17 protein-coding genes are annotated in these 19,936 nt (G+C 40.9%); 13 read left to right on the forward strand and 4 right to left on the reverse strand.

Annotated features, from left to right (window positions below; genetic code table 11):
• Positions 1-17: 17 nt before the first annotated feature.
• The 4 genes from A923_RS0110630 to A923_RS0110645 all read right to left on the reverse strand — a co-directional run bounded on the left by A923_RS0110630 (position 18) and on the right by A923_RS0110645 (position 4,821).
• Positions 18-572: a polysaccharide biosynthesis/export family protein gene (locus A923_RS0110630; RefSeq protein ID WP_017221664.1), complete on the reverse strand. Its 555-nt coding sequence runs from the start codon at positions 570-572 to the stop codon at positions 18-20.
• A gap of 24 nt (positions 573-596) precedes the next feature.
• Positions 597-1,784, reverse strand: a complete 1,188-nt coding sequence (locus A923_RS0110635; protein WP_017221665.1) for an outer membrane beta-barrel protein — start codon at positions 1,782-1,784, stop codon at positions 597-599.
• 15 nt (positions 1,785-1,799) lie between these two features.
• Positions 1,800-3,965, reverse strand: coding sequence for a GumC family protein (locus tag A923_RS0110640; protein WP_017221666.1), 2,166 nt, complete (start codon positions 3,963-3,965; stop codon positions 1,800-1,802).
• A 217-nt stretch (positions 3,966-4,182) separates the two neighbouring features.
• Complete coding sequence (locus A923_RS0110645) at positions 4,183-4,821, reverse strand: LuxR C-terminal-related transcriptional regulator (RefSeq protein ID WP_017221667.1); 639 nt, start codon at positions 4,819-4,821, stop codon at positions 4,183-4,185.
• Positions 4,822-5,345: 524 nt separating this feature from the next.
• On the opposite strand from A923_RS0110645, the gene A923_RS0110650 reads away from it, so the two are divergent.
• From A923_RS0110650 to A923_RS0110710, 13 genes are all read left to right on the forward strand, one after another.
• On the forward strand, positions 5,346-6,719 hold the full coding sequence (locus A923_RS0110650) for an MFS transporter (RefSeq protein WP_017221668.1): 1,374 nt from the start codon (positions 5,346-5,348) through the stop codon (positions 6,717-6,719).
• Position 6,720: 1 nt separating this feature from the next.
• Entirely contained in the window at positions 6,721-7,380 is a 660-nt protein-coding gene (gene ssb, locus A923_RS0110655) for a single-stranded DNA-binding protein (RefSeq protein WP_017221669.1), read from the forward strand.
• Positions 7,381-7,631: 251 nt separating this feature from the next.
• Positions 7,632-9,542, forward strand: coding sequence for an EAL domain-containing protein (locus A923_RS0110660; RefSeq protein ID WP_017221670.1), 1,911 nt, complete (start codon positions 7,632-7,634; stop codon positions 9,540-9,542).
• Positions 9,543-9,696: 154 nt separating this feature from the next.
• On the forward strand, positions 9,697-10,587 hold the full coding sequence (locus tag A923_RS0110665) for a type IV pilus biogenesis protein PilM (protein ID WP_017221671.1): 891 nt from the start codon (positions 9,697-9,699) through the stop codon (positions 10,585-10,587).
• Entirely contained in the window at positions 10,587-11,186 is a 600-nt protein-coding gene (locus A923_RS0110670) for a hypothetical protein (protein ID WP_017221672.1), read from the forward strand. Before A923_RS0110665 ends, A923_RS0110670 begins: the two co-directional genes overlap by 1 nt.
• A complete protein-coding gene (gene gspM / locus A923_RS0110675; RefSeq protein WP_017221673.1) occupies positions 11,183-11,944 on the forward strand; it encodes a type II secretion system protein GspM in 762 nt (253 codons plus the stop codon). Before A923_RS0110670 ends, gspM begins: the two co-directional genes overlap by 4 nt.
• Positions 11,937-12,293 (forward strand): hypothetical protein, encoded by a 357-nt coding sequence (locus A923_RS0110680; protein ID WP_017221674.1) that lies wholly within the window; start codon positions 11,937-11,939, stop codon positions 12,291-12,293. The genes gspM and A923_RS0110680 overlap by 8 nt, the downstream gene beginning before the upstream one ends.
• A gap of 15 nt (positions 12,294-12,308) precedes the next feature.
• Positions 12,309-13,919 (forward strand): pilus (MSHA type) biogenesis protein MshL, encoded by a 1,611-nt coding sequence (mshL, locus tag A923_RS0110685; protein WP_017221675.1) that lies wholly within the window; start codon positions 12,309-12,311, stop codon positions 13,917-13,919.
• Positions 13,919-14,815 (forward strand): ExeA family protein, encoded by an 897-nt coding sequence (locus A923_RS0110690; RefSeq protein ID WP_017221676.1) that lies wholly within the window; start codon positions 13,919-13,921, stop codon positions 14,813-14,815. The genes mshL and A923_RS0110690 overlap by 1 nt, the downstream gene beginning before the upstream one ends.
• Positions 14,812-16,008 (forward strand): tetratricopeptide repeat protein, encoded by a 1,197-nt coding sequence (locus A923_RS0110695; protein WP_017221677.1) that lies wholly within the window; start codon positions 14,812-14,814, stop codon positions 16,006-16,008. The genes A923_RS0110690 and A923_RS0110695 overlap by 4 nt, the downstream gene beginning before the upstream one ends.
• Positions 16,008-17,969, forward strand: coding sequence for a GspE/PulE family protein (locus A923_RS0110700; RefSeq protein ID WP_017221678.1), 1,962 nt, complete (start codon positions 16,008-16,010; stop codon positions 17,967-17,969). Before A923_RS0110695 ends, A923_RS0110700 begins: the two co-directional genes overlap by 1 nt.
• A gap of 22 nt (positions 17,970-17,991) precedes the next feature.
• The gene (locus tag A923_RS0110705) at positions 17,992-19,209 is read left to right on the forward strand and encodes a type II secretion system F family protein (RefSeq protein WP_017221679.1); all 1,218 of its coding nucleotides are present in this window, start codon (positions 17,992-17,994) and stop codon (positions 19,207-19,209) included.
• A 260-nt stretch (positions 19,210-19,469) separates the two neighbouring features.
• Complete coding sequence (locus A923_RS0110710; protein ID WP_017221680.1) at positions 19,470-19,904, forward strand: prepilin-type N-terminal cleavage/methylation domain-containing protein; 435 nt, start codon at positions 19,470-19,472, stop codon at positions 19,902-19,904.
• The last annotated feature ends 32 nt before the right edge of the window (positions 19,905-19,936 follow it).

The following is a 19,936-nucleotide window of genomic DNA, read 5'->3' on the forward strand; positions in this document are numbered from 1 at the left end:
GCTTGTTAGGCATTACTTTAGAAGAAACTCTCTTCAATATTAAGAATGTCGTCAGGCGCAACGTGGTCGTCAGGTGTTACTTTATGTGTCTGGTTAAGATCGCTGTTATTCGACAACATAATCGATTGTTTTGCTGCGCGTTCAGTGAATCCGCCTGCAAGTGCAATGGCTTTATCGACGGTTAAGCCGGGACGAAAAGGATACCCTCCAGGACGCTTTACTTCGCCTTTAATATAAAATTGACGGAATATGGCGATACTGACCATCACTTTAGGTGAGATGAGATAAGATCCTTTTAAACCGCTATATATTTTTTGTTTTATTTCGCTCGGTGTTAAACCTACAACTACTATTTCACCAAGATAGGGGTAATCAACACTACCGGAAGAATCAATCATAACGTTAAAACTCAGGTCTGTTTCACCATAGACATCAATCGCGATTTTATCGCCAGCGCCGACAGTGTAGTTGTTATGTTGCTGGTGTGCAGTCGCTGATGTTGATAGTAATAAACAGGATAGTAATAAACAAGATCGTGATAAACAGAGTCGCCACAGAGTGGGATTAAACATGATGCATCCTTTCATATTGGTTATCTAGAAGACAAAATTGCTGGTTAGACCGTAGATACTTTTATCATAAGCGAGTCGTGAATCTGACGATGATTTATTTTGGTATCCATAACTTACCCCGAATGTTAACCAGCGGCGAAATTGATAATTCAATGCCATAGTAAGCTGGTGACTATTGTCATGACGGCTGCTCTGTTGATATACCTCATCAAGGTGATTATAAGCCAATGAACTGGATAAATTATAACGCCAGCTGTGTTGCCAGTTGATGGATTGATTATTGGTTTCAATACTGTCAGTACCTGTGACTGCATTGCGTATTTTTTGACTGGCGCTGATATTCAATATGGAATAGGTTTTTGGTGACCAGCGAATACCAACATCCCAGCTTGGATCCGCTTGCGCTGTTCGGCTATTATCGGCGAAATTTATTTTTTCATACCCCAGTTTTATTACACCTTGTGTTTTGCCTGTAATATCCCAATTTATACCGCTATAAACGAGGTAATTATCACTGCCTTGAGTGCTGTCTTTAGCATTACCAGTGTCTTGATAATTTGTGGTGATATTACTCATGTCGACTAACAAGTTAACACTGGCGGCAAAGCGATAATAAATGGCAAGGCCGTAATCGTATTCATTGAAATTTGCAGCCGTTGTGTAATTACTATTGCCCTCATCGTAGCGCTTGTTATTAAAACTGACTCTGGGCGCTAGCGTTACAGTGGCGGATTGACTGCCGTAGCGATAGTTAAGGTCTATAGCTTGAGTATAAAAAATGGCAGATTCAGCGATTCGAACGTCACCTTCTGAGACCCCTGTGTTGGGAGCATCGTGGCCTTGGTCAAACTGATATAACAATGCCAACGTATGCCGTTTATTCATGGCGCGGCTGATACCAGCTTGTAATTTATGGTCAGTGAAATTACTGCTTTCACTTTCGCTATATAGGTTTTTTTTGGCTGCGTAATTGAGTGTTAATTGGTTATGGTATTTTTGTCCTTCAATGCGTAACGCAGGCATTATTTCAATTAAATTAGAGGCTGTTTTGTTACTGCTGACATTGGCTATGTTGTCGTCGTGCTTGTAATTGATCGCTAGGCTCGGTGTAATTTCAATCCCTAAATCAGAGTCGTAAGCAGATGAAGAGTCTGCCAGTAGATAAAATGGCGCAGAGCAGAGGATAAATAGCAGGTAACGTAATATAAGCATACGGTTTAAGCACGGCTATGAAGCCAGTGCAACCTCCCTTTTATAATAGTATTGATAGCGTTTATCATTCTTTAAAGGTTCTTGGTTCAAGATAATGCCATTGGTACTGACGCCATGTTTTGCCAGTAATTCGATAGTGCTGTTGAGCTCGCTCATTTTAGATTTGTTTGAACGGGTAACTAAAATATTAAAATCAGAATGTTGACCAATAATAAGCGCATCACTGACAAGCAAACTTGGTGGAGAATCGATAATAATATAATCATACTGTGACCTTAAGATCGCGAGGCAGCTTGAGAAACGCTTGGAAATAAGTAAATTAGATGGACTGTCGGTAAGTTCGCCCGCTGATAGTACCGCGAGGTTTGAATGCTGATCATGCCAGATATAACTGTTTAAATTACCACTTTTAGTCAGAATATCGACAAGTCCCCGTTGCATGTTTGGGATCCCCATTTTTTTTCTTACCGATGGCTTGCGCATATCGGCTTCTAAAATAATTACTTTATGGGATTGAGCTAAGGCCATCGCAAGGTAAATTGCAGATGTACTTTTTCCTTCAGCAACGGTACTGGATGTAACCATGATGATTTGTTGTTTCTTGGTTACTCCTGATAGTTGCAGCGATGTACGTAAACTTTGTGTTGCTTCAAAAATCACATTATTGGTCTGGAATAACTTTTGTGGGGAGCATTGTTCAAATTTTTTATTAATGGCTTTAAAATTCGGTAGTGAACCTAATAATGGCACTGCTAGGTTTTTCACATTGTCTTGATTGACAAAGAATAATGCACTGAGTAACGCATGTGCGACTAACAGCATCAGTGTTAGCAAGATCACCAGTACTAATATTAATGCACGTTTAGGTTTGAAAGGGGCTCGTGGTGTTTTGGCTATGTCGGTAATGGTAACGGTTGATAGATTAAGGTCGTTGGTTAAATTAGTTTCTTTTAACCGCATCAAAAACATATTATATAATTCGTTACTTGAGGTTAACTCTCGATTGAGCTCTTTATATCGTGCCTTTTGTCTAATCAGGGTGCGATGCTCGGATTTTTTTGCTTGTAATGCGGCTATTACCGCTGATTCATTTTGTTCAAGCAAGGTGATGCTTTTTTTAAAACCGAGTGCCAGTTGTTGTAGCTCTTTTTGAGCGTTATCTTCTACGACACTGAGCTGAGCATTGGCGCGAATCATTCTGTCGTGACGCGGACCATAGCGTTTCGATAATTCAGCAATATTATTTTTGACGCGGGTGTAATCATTTCTTAATTCAACGATCACAGCATGACTGGACAGTGCTTTAATTGAGGTCGATGTGAGTAAGTCTAAATTCTGTGCCTGATTTATTTGTCGATATAAGGTTTGCGCGCTGATTAACTCACTACGGATGGCATTTAATTTTGTGGTGAGGATCTGTAATTCTGTGGCGGTGAAATTATCAATACCACTGTCATTAATTAAGTTTTCTTGTTGCAAAAAATCGGTGAGGTTGCTTTCAGCTAAATTCAGGTTATCTTTGAGTGCTTGCACGCCTTCTTTAAGCCAAAGTGAAGCCGTTATGGTCTGCTGCACTCGAAAATTACGATTATGTTGGATGTATACATCAGCATAGGTATTCGCAATTAAGGCCGCTAATTCAGCGGAGTAATGCTCATAACTGATGGTCAGTAATGGGGTGTTTTTAATTAAGCCAATCTTGACTGCAGATTTTATCTGAGCAATAAAAGCTTGTGGGTTAATAACCTGCACTGAGGTTGTCGCCGGCGATAATTTATTTTTTATGTTAGCCACTATTTCGGCGAATTTACTGAGTGGTTTATTTTGAGTGTAATAAGGATACTGGGATAAGTTTAATTCGTTAATGACTTTTTCAGTGATTAAATCAGAGCGTAAGATTTCAATCTGAGTTTGAAAGTAGTCTTTATTATTTATATCGTTTTGTAGTACACCTTGGATGGCAATAGGTCTAGCTTGTTGTATTTGTAATTGTAGTACGGTGCTAGCTTTATAAATTGGTGGTAAATCGGAAATGAATACTGCGGCAATAATAGCAACAAGTGTGGTGATCACACAGATCCGCAAGAACGCACGGCTAATTATATTAACTAGATGCGACAGGTCTATTTCGTCTTGGCCTCCTTGTTGGAGTCCGCTATGCGTCTCAGTTTTTTGCTCCACATCAGATCCTTTGAATGATGAGCGATAAGTTCACGTATCCATACGTCCTCATAACTTAGCATTAGAAGTACCATAGTTTTAACAAAAAATATACATTCTATGTGATCCAGGTCTCAAACCTTATGATTTAAGTATAAAAAAACCATATTAGCTATGGTTTTTAAGGGGTTTAGCCTAAGGGTACTCGCTAATAACGGGCTCTCAGTAAGCGGGTTTATTAAATTAGATTTTCTTTCGCCCATGATACCGCTTGCAGACGATTCTTCACTTTTATTTTTTTGAAAACATTATAGAGATGCGATTTAATCGTGTGTTCACTGACATATAACGCATCGGCAATTTCTAAATTTGATGAGCCTGTCATTAACTGACGTAAGATTTCTTGCTCACGTGTTGTTAGTTCTGGTTTTCTATCTAAATCAACGGTTTTAGTGGAACGATAAATTGAGATCAAGGAGCTGAGAGTACGTCTTGGCATCCAGAATTCACCTTCGGTGATCTTTTCTATGCCTTTGCACACCACATCGAGTTCGTCGCGTTTATTAAACACACCGAAGATTGATGGCCAAGTGGAAATGTTTTCCATCGTGGTATCATCACTTAAATTAATCAATGCCAAACGAAACATGCCATGGTATTGCTTTAATTTGTTTTTCAGTTGTTCTTGCGAAGTACTGCTGAGATTATCTGTATCAACGAGTAATAATAAGTTGTCATCAATCGAGATCCGTTCAATTTCGGCTACTTCACGCAGCTGTTGTACCGGTATATCGAGTTTGGCTCTTAAGCAAGAGACTAACGTGGCAACTTGCAGACTAGGCTGAGACAGCAGTACTACATTTGGGTAATCCGACATATGACTAAATCCTTTAGTTTGTGTGGTGATATCCATATCTATGCTTAATAGCATTATAAAACGATTAAACTGAGCGAGTGACTTAATTAAAGTATTAAATGTAATGCATAAGTTCAATACAACTTGGTACTAAAGTGTTGACCGGCAGTCGGAGTAGTACGCTCACCACTCTATACACGGTATGTTAATTGGTTGTTAGTTGGTTGTTAATTTCAGTTAACATATCGGTGTGTCTTAAATGAGTCAAGCGGGTATTTAGTTTTAGCTCATCTCATACTTTTATATTTGAGCGGTTTTGATGGTGTAATCGTACAAAATACTTTTGTTATCATTGTGTTGGATTGCTATTTTGGCGTTTTATATCATTAAATATTACCGCCTTGGTCTTTTACGGTTATTTTTGTTTTTTGTTAATGCTAAAGCATGGCGAGTGTCATTGTGGCTGTTTTAAAGAAATTTTTATTGTCAGCTAGCATGACGTGCTAACATGGCGCTGGAAATATTAAGGGGTTGATGGATTAATTATGGATAATGTAGCTTTATCTAAATTAGAGCAAAAAACAGCGGTGTCGTTAGCATTAGTATTTGGCTTAAGAATGCTTGGTCTATTTATGATCATGCCCGTTTTTGCCATTTATGGACGTGATTTAATCGGTTATTCACCACTGTGGGTTGGTATCGTGATTGGTGCTTATGGTTTGACCCAAGCGATACTGCAAATACCGATGGGGCAGTTGTCTGACCGTATTGGTCGTAAGCCGGTTATTATCGCTGGTTTAGGATTATTTTGTTTAGGCAGTATTGTTGCTGGTATGGCTGATTCCGTTTACGGTGTGGCTTTTGGGCGTATATTGCAGGGAACAGGTGCTGTTGCCAGTGCTATTCTGGCATTAGCTGCCGATATTACGCGTGAGCAACAACGTCCGAAAGTGATGGCTGTCATTGGCATGTGTATCGGACTTTCATTTGCGTTTTCGCTGGTGGCCGGACCGGTATTGGCGCAATGGATAGGCCTTAAAGGTATCTTCTTTGTCACTGCAGCCTTGGCTATTGTCGGTATGTTAGTGGTGCATTACATTGTGCCTAACGCGACAAGCAAAGCGCCTGCGGGTGATGCCAGTACCAATAAGAACAAGTTAAGAGCCATGTTACGTGATCCGCAATTATTGCGTCTCGATGTGGGCATCTTTTTATTACACTTAACCCTGACTGCGGTATTCGTATCTCTGCCATTTGAGTTAGAGGCTGCGGGACTGGTCGGTGAGCACCACTGGTGGATATATTTCCCAGCATTACTGCTATCATTTGTATTAATGGTACCTATGCTGATTATTGCAGCGAAAAAGAAAATGAATAAACAATTTTTCTTATTCGCGATTGCATTAATGGGCGTTGCCTTGTGTGTCATGGGCTTTGCAAATGGTAATTTATGGTTGTTTGGCCTTGCCATTGTGTTGTATTTTACCGCCTTTAACTTTTTAGAAGCCTCGTTACCTGCGATGATCTCGATGTCGGCACCCGCTGGTGCCAAAGGGTCGGCAATGGGCATTTACTCTACTTCACAATTTGCTGGTGCATTTTGTGGCGGTATTATTGCCGGTAGTTTGTACTCGAAATTGGGTTCACAAGGTTTATTCTTTATTATTGCTGCGGTAATGATAGTGTGGTTTATTATTTCTTTGGGGTTAGAAAATGTCGGTCAAGTGAAGGCGCATACCATCGCTGTGACCATTTCAAACCAAAGAGAAGCCGAATTAATCGCCGAAAAGCTAATATCGCTTTCCGGTATTAATGAAGCTGTAGTAGTATTAGAAGAGCAGGTTGCTTATTTAAAAGCGACTAAAGATTTTGAAATAGACCAGGCTTTGAACCTGGTTCGTGAACAGCACAGGAGCTAGCATGGCCAGTCGTGGCGTAAATAAAGTAATTATTCTTGGTAATTTAGGTAATGATCCTGAAATCCGCTCATTTCCAAATGGTGGCGCGGTTGCCAATCTAACAATTGCGACAAGTGAATCGTGGCGTGACAAGCAAACTGGCGAACAGCGTGAGAAAACTGAATGGCACCGTGTTGCTGTATTCGGTAAACTAGCAGAAATCGCTGGTGAATACTTACGTAAAGGTTCACAGGTATACATTGAAGGCGCATTACAAACACGTAAATGGCAAGATCAAAATGGCCAGGACCGTTATACTACAGAAGTTGTAGTGCAGGGTTTTAACGGTGTAATGCAAATGATTGGTGCTCGTCAAGGCGGTCAACAACAGCAGCAACAAGGTGGTGGTTCTTCTTACAATAGTAACAATAACCAACAACCAGCACAGCAGCAGAACCAAAATGCCGGTTGGGGTCAGCCACAACAACCAGCAGCAGCACCGCAACAACAAGGTGGCGGTTATAACAATAGTAACCAGCAGCCACAACAAGCTCCACAGCAACAGGCTCCACAGCAGCAAAGCTATGCTCCACAACAGCAAGCACCTGCCGCAGCGCCTCAAGCACCACAGCAAGGTTTTAACGAACCATCTGCTGACTTTGATGATGACATTCCGTTCTAGATCCTGTATTTATTAGAACTGTCAGATTAAATACCTGAATAATACTTAACCCAGCATTTATGTTGGGTTTTTTATTATTTAAGGGTTAATAGATTTAGCAATCAAACGTGACCACGTGTTTCGAATTGGGGTTTTATCTGTTATTTTTAAAAAAATGCAGTAGAATCGATGAAGAAACGATAAGCGAATTATCGTCAGTAATATGAAATTTTTACACGGTTAAATTCTGATATAGGGATGTATAGGAATATATGAAATTCACCAATAAACTAATTGGTTTTATTATTTTTTGTGTACTTTCATCGGTCGGCGTCGTATTACTCGGCGGGGCGGTGAGCTTACGCGAATTAGCGATTGAAACTCAAAAGCAAAATATTTCCCGCCTGATTGATGTGATGGACGAACAACTTGCGATGGAGGACAGTGAACCTCGATTTGCGTTCTGGCTACCCGAGTTATTACGTGCGCATTCAGTATTACAGTTAACGGTTGAAAAAGATGGCATCGTTAGTTATTACTTTGATGCTAACACCCCAGATTCCGATGCCGTGACATCTTTCCTTAAAGAATATAACTTTAAATTACGTGCTAACAATGACTTTACGGCAAAAGTTGTGATGCTGTCGCCGTATTATGCGATGGAATATTCCCCGCTATTATTAACCGGTGTCGGTACTGGCTTAGTGATTGCCTTGTTTGGTTTAATCATTGCTATTCGGCTGCTTAGAAAAGGTATGCATGGTGCTGAATTACTGTCAATGCGCAGTTACAAAATCCTTAATGGAGACCACCTTAAAGTGGCCGTGGGCTCGGAATTGGAATGGCCGAAAGCAACCAGCCGCGCATTTGATAAGTTAATTGCCGATCTCGAAGATACCAAACAAGAACGTAGCCGCTTTGACTCCTATATGCGTACTAACGCCTTCGTTGATCCATCTACAGGTATTGGCAACCGTGATTTCTTTTTAAACCAACTCGAAGCCATGTTATCGGATCCTGGTGTTATCGCCGGTACGGTAATCAAAATTGAATTATATGAATTATCACAGTTAAATTATGACCACGGTGTCGCTAATGTCGATGAAATGGTGAAGTCAGTCAGTGAATTATTAAGTAAATTTATCGACCGCTTTACCGGCTCTGTACTTGCTCGTTATCGTGGTGATCAGTTTATTATTTTATTACCAAGGATCACCGGTCCTGAATCAGAAATTGTGATGAAGCAGTTATATAAATTGCTAACCAGAGTTAGTTTATCAACCCCTGTGGACTGTGATGAATTATTTTATACTGGTGTCGCTATTTATAACTACGGCGAAGGCGCGGAAGAGGTATTAGAAAGCGTCGATCAGGCGTTAAAAATAGCCGTGCTCCAAGGCTGTTCCGGCTGGTTCTTATATGAACAAGATGAGCAGGCACCTGTGTATGCCAAAGGTACCGTCAGGTGGCGTGGTTTGTTTGATAAAACGTTTAACAATAAAGGCTTTCATTATGAGCAACAATTAATTCTTGGGATGGCCGATAAACAGGTATTAGGGCATGAGATATACCCAAGGTTAAAAGATGAAAATGATGAGTGGGTCCATGCCGGGGTATTTTTGCCAATGGCAGAGAAGTGTGGTGTATTGAAACGTATTGACCGTCTGACGGTTGAGCACGCCATCTCTAATTTAGAAATGAATGACCCTATTGCTTGCGGGATAAACTTAGACATCCAGAGCTATTTAGATAAGCGCTTTATGCGTGCTGTGTATTTAGATATTATCCGTTTACCTGCAGCATTACGTTCTTTATTATATTTTGAGATCCATGAGTATCAAATTAATCGTAATTTGGAGATGCTACTCGAGCCGGCTAAAAACTTAAAAGCCCTGGGGTGCTGCATTGCAGTTGATATGGTTGGTCAAGATGTGGTCGATTCATCTTATATTAAAAAGCTAGAGGTCGACGTTATTAAGATCCATCCGAGTTTGGTTCGTGATTTACACAAGCGCCAAATTAATCAATTAGCTATTCGCAGTATTCTCGGTGGCACGGTTAATCTCGCCACCAACGTTATTGCCGTCGGCGTAGAATCTAAAGGTGAATGGGATGCGCTTAATAAACTCGGTGTTTATGGTGCTCAAGGTTATTTTTGTAATAAAGTCAGTGTATTGGCTTAGTATAAAAGTGACTTAAATGTTATATTTGTGCATTTCACTGATGTTATAATCGTACTAATCTCACACTTTACTTACTACTTAATGCCGATTAAAGTATGATAGCCGCCAGTAATTTATAGTTAATTATTCATTTATTTAGGTGCAACAGAGTCTTATGCGTATACCCTGGTTAAAAAATCGTAATACACAAGCAAAACTGGGTGTTTTTATCGCTAAACAGCGCGTTGATATCTGTGCCTTGTCGGTGGGTAACAATGCCATTTCAGTACTTGATTCGGTTGCGTTTAATGATGTGTCTGAATTGGTCAAAACGCTCAATGAGATGATTGCAAAGCATAATCTACATGCGGCGACTTGTCATGTGGTGCTGTCAAATCAACTGTATCAGTTATTACAAATTGACAAACCCAATGTGCCTGATGATGAAGTTGCCAGTTCATTACCTTTCATTGCTAAAGAGTTTATTCATGAAGCGATTGATTCGGTCGTGTTTGATTATTTTTCGGTACCCAATCAAAATAAAATTAATTTAGTTTATTGTCCGAAAAACTTGGTTGAATTAATTGTGACGGCAATACAACAAGCAAAACTCGAACTTATCTCTATTGGTATTGAGGAATTAGCGACAGCAAATCTATTTAATACTGCTGCTGATGAACGTCAAAGTACCCAAATGTTAATTTCCCAGCAGGATCACCAAGAAATTAATCTAACGATTATTCATGATAATCAGCTTTATTTCTCTCGTCGCTTACGTGGTTTTTCTCGATTACGTGACTTACAAGAAGATCAACTTGATGCCTCGTTATTAGATAATTTTAGTCTAGAGATCCAACGCTCCGCAGATTTTGTTGTTAGCCAATTAAAGTTACCTGAAGTAAAAGCAATCAACTTAGCCTTGCCGAGTACTATTTTAGAACCGCTAATAGCCCGTCTGCAACTCAACTTTACTATTCCGGTTACGCCGTTAAAGCATGTATTGATTGCTGATAATATGGATAGTGGATTTTTACCTGCCATTGGCGGCGCTTTGGAAAAACTCTAATGAAAACGCGCGTAAATTTATATACTCAGGCGTTTAGGCCAAAGAAAGAACGCCTAACCCTCACGCAGTCGATTGTTGCTATTGTCAGTTCTTTACTGCTGATGCTGACGTTCACGCTACTGTCGGAAAGTGAAAATAGCGACCTAAAGGATAAAGTAACACTTGCGCAAGCAGAGGTGAGTGAGTTAGAGCGTGACGTCGAAACCTTATCTTCTAAGGTTGCTCGTCATGTGCAAAATCCAGCGTTAGATCAACAATTAGCCTTACTGAATACCCGGTTACAATATCGCGATGAATTACTGGTGCAATTGTCTGAATTGGCATTGGTACAATCAAGTGGATTCGCGATCCTGATGTCTGATCTGGCATTACAACGGGATAAAGATATCCGCTTAAATCAAATCCGTTTAGCCGGAGATAGCATGACGTTAATGGGTTTGGCGCGTAATCATGACGCCATACCGCGTTGGATCGGTAAATTTTCGGCGGGTAAGTCACTGCAAGGTCGTGAGTTTAGTCAGCTCCATATTACCCGTAATGAAGATGACATTATCGCCTTTACCTTGACGAACAAGCCGCTCACGGAGTCCAATAAATGATGAAAAAACATTGGCTAACGATGAATGATAAATTCAAACAGTTATCGATGCGTGAACGTGTTCTTATTGTCGTGTCATTAGTCGCATCGATTATTTATGTTATTTATAGCTTTGTGCTGGAACCAAATTATGCGCGTCATCAACAGTTAACATCGCAACTGTCATCTTTAGATCAACAGCAGCGCCAACATAATTTTACTCTCGCTGAATTACAGCGTGTATTGGCGACAGATCCGAATAAAGTAATCAAATTACGTATTTTACGTGCTGAAAATGCACTTAATCAAGCCAATGATAAATTAACTGATTTAACCGCTGATTTAATCAATTCGAATCAAATGGCGTTAGTACTTGGTGACGTATTGAGTCGAGCCAAAAAAGTGAAGTTGATCGCTATTGAATCGTTACCGGTAACGACAATTACGGGTAATAGTACTAAGCAGAAATCAGCTAAAGCGAAAAATAAAGTTAAACCCAAATTGGCCAATGCCAAAGATCTAAATGCAGATGCAGTCACCACTAAGATGGATGAAATTCTCGACTCGAGTGCGGCTGAAGTACTACTTTATCGCCATGGTTTACGTATTACGATGACCGGCGCATTTTTTGATATTCAGGCGTATTTGAATTCAATCGAGCAATTACCGAAAAAGTTTTATTGGGAAGTGTTTGATTATAACATGCAAGAATATCCAACCGCCGAAGTTGTAATGGAAATCTATACCTTGAGTATCAATAAGGAGTTTATTCGTGGTTAAGCTATTACTTCCTATATTACTGCCAATACTATTGTTGTTAAGTTCAAGTTTGGCTCAAGCAGGTCAAGGGGTTATTGATGGCAATGTGCTTGATGATCCTACTGGCCCTTGGGGTGCGGCAGATCCCATTGTGCGCAGTCAAACTAAAGCAAGGGTGCAGACTCCAAACTTGCAGGCTATTTTTGTGCGAGACAATACCTATATAGCGGTCATGAACGATAAAGAAGTGAGTGCGGGTAGTTGGGTCTCAGGGTTTCAGATACGCCGTATTACCGATGGTTTTGTGTATTTCATCCGTAACGATAAAGAATTTAGATTGTCATTATTTGGCAGTGAAATTAAACATTAAGGCTCAAATTTAATTATGAACAAGTTGTATCTTGCTGTTATTTTAGGTGTATTTCTATCGGGTTGTGAAACAACGCGTAGCCCACTTGAGCCTGTTGCGATCAAAGAATCTATTCAAGCAGAACTCGATCGTGCAGATGCACAAGCGCAAGCTTGGACTGTACCAGATGATGTGAATGCGGAATTGTTACCTGATTTTGAAGGCAGCGATGCATTGAACCGTCCCGTCATCGAACCACGTATGGATATTTCGGCTAAATCAGTCACCGCGCGTCAATTCTTTGGTTCGTTATTAAAAGGCACTAAATATAACTTAACCGTTAACCCTGATGTATCGGGTCGTGTCACGGTTGTGCTTAATGACGTGACGATTGCTGAAACCATGGATGCGGTTGCCGATATGTATGGCTATGATATCAAACGCAATGGTAATACCTACCGTGTTAATGGTGCTGGTCTGCGTACCGAAATAATCCCAATGAATTATTTATTGATGAAGCGTAACGGTTTATCTAACAGTTCAATTAGTTCTGGTTATTTGACTGATAGTGGTTCTACGAGTAGCTCTTCAGACGATGATAGTTCATCGGATTCTTCATCGTCATCATCAAACAGTGCGGGTACCGAAATATCAACGCAAACAGATACCGACTATTGGGCAGAATTAGAGAAGACCTTATTAAGTTTAACGGCTAGCCAAGACGACACCCAAGTCATCATTAGTCCTCAAGCCGGTTTAGTCACCGTGCACGGTTATCCAAAAGACATTCGTAAAATTAAAGACTTTCTTGCTCAGGCTGAAGAGCAATTACAACGCCAAGTATTACTTGAAGTAAAAATCATGGAAGTGACATTAAATGATGGTTACGAGCAAGGCATCGATTGGAACGTTAATAATGCCGCTGTAGCCACTGATTCTTCGTTTAGTTTTGGTATCGATAATGTGGCCGATGTCGTCTCTGGTGGCGGTGTATTAACCTTAGCGGGTAATGACTTTAGTGCTGCTATTAATTTATTAAAAACCCAAGGTGATGTAAACGTATTATCAAGTCCACGGGTGACTGCGCTAAATAACCAAAAAGCGGTGATTAAAGTCGGCACTGACGAATATTTTGTAACGGGTTATACCACGACGTCATCAACAGAAAATGATACCACAGATCAAGATATCGAATTAACGCCATTCTTCTCCGGTATTGCGCTGGATGTGACGCCGCAAATTGATAGCGAAGGTGGGGTTCTATTACATGTCCATCCCTCGATTATTGATGTCAGTGATTCGACAAAAACAATCACTGGCGCGACGGATATTGTTTTACCGTTAGCGAAAAGTGATGTGCGTGAAACAGATACCGTGGTGAAAGCGAAAAGTGGCGAGATCATTGTTATCGGTGGTTTAATGAAAACCGCGAATAAAGATTTAGTGGCTAAAATCCCATTCTTAGGTGATATCCCTTGGTTAGGTGAACTCTTTACCAGTCGTTCGCAATCAGTGCAAAAAACAGAATTAATTATTTTAATTAAACCTATCGTGGTTGATCAAAATACGTGGCGTTTAGAATTGGAACGTTCTGCTGAATTACTTGAGCAGTGGTATCCAACCGAAAAAAACAATGAGCAAGGCTAATGTATAAAGCTCATTTTGGTTTGACCGAGGCCCCGTTTGGCCTCACGCCTAATACGCAATTTTATCATCCGTTAGTGCCGCATTTTGAAGCGCTGCAAGTATTGACGACCGCGCTTGCTAGCGGTGAAGGCTTTATTAAAGTCACGGGTGAGGTTGGCACAGGCAAAACCTTAATTTGCCGGAAATTACTCAATGAGCTTGGCGATAATTATGTTATCGCTTATTTGCCTAATCCGTATTTAACGCCAAATGAAATCCGTGTGGCGGTTGCTAGTGAATTAAGTGTTGATACAAGTTTAGATCAGCACCAATTAACCGAAGCTTTAAATCATCGTTTAATTGCGTTATCAGCCGAAGGCAAGCAAGTGGTGTTGTTAATCGATGAAGCGCAGATGTTGCCACATGAAACGTTGGAGGCTTTGCGATTAATCAGTAATTTAGAAACAGAAACCAAGAAACTGATGCAGGTGGTGTTGTTTGGTCAGCCAGAATTGGATGTCCGTTTAAAACAAGATAACTTACGTCAATTACGTCAACGTATTACGTTTTCTTACCAACTTCGTCCTTTACTTGTCAATGAAACGTCTAGCTATGTCGAACACCGTTTAACGGTATCGGGTTATCGTGGCGCGCCGCTGTTTGAGGCAAAAGCATTGCGTTTATTACATCAAGCAAGTGGTGGTATACCGCGTTTAATAAATGTCTTAGCGCATAAATGTTTAATGCTGAGCTATGGCCAAAATGTGCGAAATATTAGTGCCAAGTTAGTCAAGCTCGCCATAACTGATACGGACAGTGCAATACAGCCGCGTAATTTCCGTTTACCGGTAATGGCGGGTATTTTAGTGATTGAGGTGATGTTAGTTATTTGGTGGTTTGGGGAGTCAATGTTATGAGCGTTATTAATCAAATGCTAAAAGGCTTGGACAAAGGTGCTCAAAAGCAACAAGCGGTGGTTGAATCGAACTGTGCTGTTATTGTCGCAACGCCGAACACGCATAACAAAGTGGTGATTGCATTAGTTTCTTCAATTATCATTTTTGCAGCGTTAGCTAGCTATTTGTTTGTACAAAAACAAAGTCGTACAGCGAAGTTAAGCGTGTCGCAAGATATTGTGGTACCCGCGGTAAGCCGTGAACAGAGTCGCCAAGTGAATGAGCCGTTACTCGCGAACGCATTACCTGCCGCAATAGTTGAAACTCCCGTTAGCGCTCAACGTGAAATCGAGAAACCGGCGATGACAGAACCGTCAAACATTGTCGTACCAAGCGTGAATAAAGTCGTGGTCCCCGTTGCAACTAGCAGTACAACTATTACAGCTACAGCTAGCACAATCACAGCTAAGCAGGATAACAAGATTACCGTTGCTCGTATCGAAACAATTACCCCTAAAGTAGTTAAACCTGCCGTCGTGTCTGCGCCACAAATGGTGGCTAAACGTGTTGAGTTAGCCGCGCCTGATGCCGATATTCACGATGAAGACAGTGTCTCTATTAAAACAGTAACGCGCACGCCACTGCAGCAAGCGCAGTTATATGCTAAACAAGCCGAAGCCGCTTTGCTGGCGGGTGATAAAGGCCGTGCGAAGATACTCTTTACCAAGGTATTAAGCTTCGATAAGCAGCATGATTTATCGCGAGAAAAATTAGCCGCTATCCTATATGGTGAGCAGCGCACCCAATCGGCGGTGAATTTGTTGCAAGAAGGCCTAAGTGTATCGCCTGAGTATACTAATTTCCGCTTAATGCTCGCGCGGATTTATTTAAAAAATAAAAATAAATCACAAGCGTATTATTACCTCAAACCTCACCAACCGCAGGTACAAGGTAATGTTGATTATTATGCGATTTTAGCTGGTTTAGCACAAAATTTGGATGATTTAGATACCGCGTTAGTGGCTTATAAAAAACTCACCGTTCATCAACCAAACCGCGCTAAATGGTGGTTAGGTCTGGGTATTACTGCTGATAAAGCAAAGCAGGTTAAGCTGGCTCTGCAGGCTTATCATACAGCGCAAAATATGGGGCAGCTTTCAGCGTCTTCACGTAATTATATCAATACTCGAATTACCCAGTTGGAGAAACAGTAATGGCACAATTAAAATTAAAACAACGACTGGGTGACTTACTTGTTGGTGAAGGCATCATCACTGATGAACAGCTCAGTTTAGCGTTAAAAGAACAGCGCAGCAGTGGCCGTAAGCTCGGCGCAACGCTAATTCATCTCGGTTTTATTACCGAAGAGCAACTGCTGAACTTTTTGTCTCAACAGTTGGAAATTCCATTTTTAAATATCGCTACGCTGAATATCGATCCGCAAACGGTACTTAAGTTACCGGAAGTACACGCACGTCGACACCGCGCATTAGTGGTTAAAGCGGATCATGATACGTTGACTATCGCATTAAGTGATCCGGCAGATTTAAATGCGGTGGAAGCGATTTCAAGTTTCTTATCCTCGTATCAGCTCGAATTTGCGATTGTACGAGAAAGCCAATTATTACCAGCTTACGATCGCCTATACCGCCGAACCAAAGACATTGAAGCGTTTGCAGGTCAGTTAGAAGATGAGCATAGACCCGCGCAAGAATTTGATATTTTTAAAGATGTCGACGATGCTTCTAGCGAAGCTACCGTGGTTAAATTTCTTAATTCGGTGTTTGAAGATGCGGTGCAAATCGGCGCCTCGGATATTCATATTGAACCCGATGAAAAAGCCTTACGTATTCGTTTACGTGTTGATGGCGTGCTGCAAGAAAACATCTTGAATGAAGTGGCTATCGTACCGGCACTGGTATTACGATTAAAATTAATGGCCGGTTTAGATATTTCTGAAAAACGTTTACCGCAAGATGGCCGTTTTAACTTAAAAGTACGTAATCAATCGATTGATATTCGTATGTCGACCATGCCGGTGCAATACGGTGAATCAGTGGTGATGCGTTTACTTAATCAAGACTCAGGTATTTTCCAGTTAGAAAGTACCGGTATGCCTAGCGATTTGATTAAACGATTACGCGGTTTGATCCGCCGCCCGCATGGCATGGTATTGGTCACAGGCCCGACTGGTAGTGGTAAAACCACCTCGTTATATGCTGCTTTGAGTGAGCTAAACGAACCGGGTAAAAAAATTATTACCGTGGAAGATCCGGTGGAATACCGTCTACCGCGGATCAGCCAAGTACAGGTAAACCCTAAGATTGGTTTAGACTTTGCACATATTTTACGTACTTGTTTGCGTCAAGATCCGGATATCTTATTAGTCGGCGAAATGCGTGACAAAGAAACCGTTGAAATTGGTTTACGTGGTGCGTTAACCGGACACATGGTGTTATCGACACTGCATACCAATGACGCGATCACGTGTGCATTACGATTAATGGACATGGGTGCGCCGGGTTATTTAATTGGCGCGGCATTGCGTGCCGTTGTAGCCCAGCGTTTAGTGCGAAAACTATGTAACCAGTGTAAAAGTAGCCATGTACTGGCCAATAGTGAGCATGCTTGTTTAGAACGCATCGGTCAGGAACCACTCGGTGAGGCGAATTTTTATCGCAGTGTTGGTTGCCAAAGTTGTAACTATACCGGCTATCGTGGCCGTATCGGTGTATTTGAGTTATTAGAACTAAATGAAGCGATGGGTGATGCATTACGACGTGAATCGGCGGGGGAATTTGAGGCCGAAGCACGTAAGAGTAAACTCTATCGTCCCCTCGTATTATCAGCACTGGATTTTGCCAAGCAAGGTTTGACCTCTATTGAGGAAGTATTAAAACTGGCAGATGAAGTCGTTCTTGATGATACTAATGGCGAAGGTGACAGTGGCGAAGGTAATAGCAACGCTGAAGATGATAGCCATGCTGACAATAGCAACAATAATGAACACCATCATGTCACTAGTGTTAGCGCCAATGAAACCGCTGTCTCTGATACTTTAGGGGCTAATATCGCTTCGCATGTTAGAGAGTTAGACAAGGTTGATAATATTGATGTTGAAAATATTTTACGCTTGGTCGAAGCCGTTAGATCGTTAGACCGCAGTGGTCAGTAAACAGGACTATTAAGGTTAGCCAATGCCACATTTTACGTATAAAGGCCGCGATAGCCAAGGTAATGCGACTTCGGGTAAACAGGACGCGCAGAATCAAGATGCCTTAGTACAATCGTTAATGGCGAAAGGTATTACTCCCACTGAAATTAAAGTGGCGAGCAGTAACAGTAATAATATTGATCTTAGCCAGTTGTTAACGCGCAGCATCCCACTTGCCGAGTTGGTTATTTTTGCTCGTCAGATGTACTCGCTTACCCGAGCGGGTATTCCGATGATCAGGGCGATTAAAGGGTTATCTGAGTCGAGTTCACACGCTAAATTGAAAAACGTGCTTAACGATGTGGTGGTTCGTCTAAACAGTGGTAACACATTATCGGCATCGATGGCGGCACATCCGCATGTATTCGCTTCTATCTTTGTTTCCATTGTGCGAGTAGGTGAGAATACCGGTCGCTTAGATGATTCATTTTTACAAATCGCCAATTATCTTGAATTGGAAATGGATACCCGACGTCGTATAGCCAGTGCTGTGCGTTATCCTATATTTGTATTAATCGCGATTTCAGGTGCGATGGTGATCTTGAATATTTTTGTGATACCGACATTTGCTAATATGTTTAACAAATTTGGAGTTGAATTACCTTGGGCTACACGGGCATTACTGGCTTCATCTGCATTTTTTGTTAACTATTGGCATCTCATTATTGTTGCGGTTATTGCCAGTATGGTTGGTTTTAAATATTATATTCAAACCGATAAGGGCAAATTGCGTTGGGGACTGTTTTATATCCGTATCCCCATCGTTGGTCCGGTGATTGAAAAAACCTTGTTATCACGTTTTGCCCGCAGCTTTTCATTGATGCTCAGGGGCGGTGTGCCACTGAATAACAGTTTGTCATTGGTGGCATCAACGGTTGATAATGCCTGGATGGAAGTGCGTATTTTGTCAATGCGCGCGGGTATTGAAGAAGGTAAAAGCCTGACGATTACTGCCAGTGAAAGTGGCATGTTTACGCCGCTTATTTTACAGATGATCTCGGTCGGTGATGAAACCGGTCAAGTTGATGACTTATTATTAGAAGCTGCGCAGTTTTATGAACGCGAAGTGGATTATGAATTGCAATCACTGACCGCTAAAATTGAACCGATACTAATCTGTATTGTTGCTGTGATGGTATTGATACTCGCATTGGGTATTTTTGTGCCAATGTGGGACATGATGGGTGTGGTACAAGGTTAATTCAACTAACACTTTAGTATTATCTAATTATCAAGATGCTATAATATTTTTTATTATTATGTTGGTTATAATATGGAAATGTTGTGACCGGACATAATGTGGTGATTAGTCCACAATTTTTAAAAAAAACTAGTGAAACAGTGTATTTTTTGGCATAGTATCAAAAAATATACTACTACGTACATTTATGTAAATTAGGTGGATGTCCTACTGGTTATATATTCATGTAATTTATACTAAAAACAGCTTTTGGAGCTAAAATGAAAAGAAATGCAGGTTTTACACTAATCGAATTAGTGATCGTAATTATTGTTCTAGGTATCTTAGCTGCCACTGCTGTGCCGAAATTTATTAATCTTCAAGATGATGCTAAAAAATCAGCAATGAAAGGTGTTGAAGCTGCACTGCATAGTGCTGCTAACATCGTTTATTCTAAGTCTGCGATTAACGGTACTGAAACTGCATCTAGCTCAAGTATTACTGATGCGGGTGTTACGATTGATACGGCTTATGGTTATCCTAAAGCTGCTGATATTACAGATGCTGTTGAATTAAGTGGCTTTGGCCATACAGCATCAGGTACTAGTACTACATTTTGGAACGGTTCATCTACAGCACCAGCTACTTGCGTAACATATACAGAATCTATATCTTCTGCTGCTCGTTATACTGTTGCAAATGTAACATGTTCATAAGAGCTAAATGAATTTAGACTTGTGTTAAATAA

It is taken from the genome of Moritella dasanensis ArB 0140 (genome assembly GCF_000276805.1).
GTDB lineage: Bacteria > Pseudomonadota > Gammaproteobacteria > Enterobacterales > Moritellaceae > Moritella > Moritella dasanensis.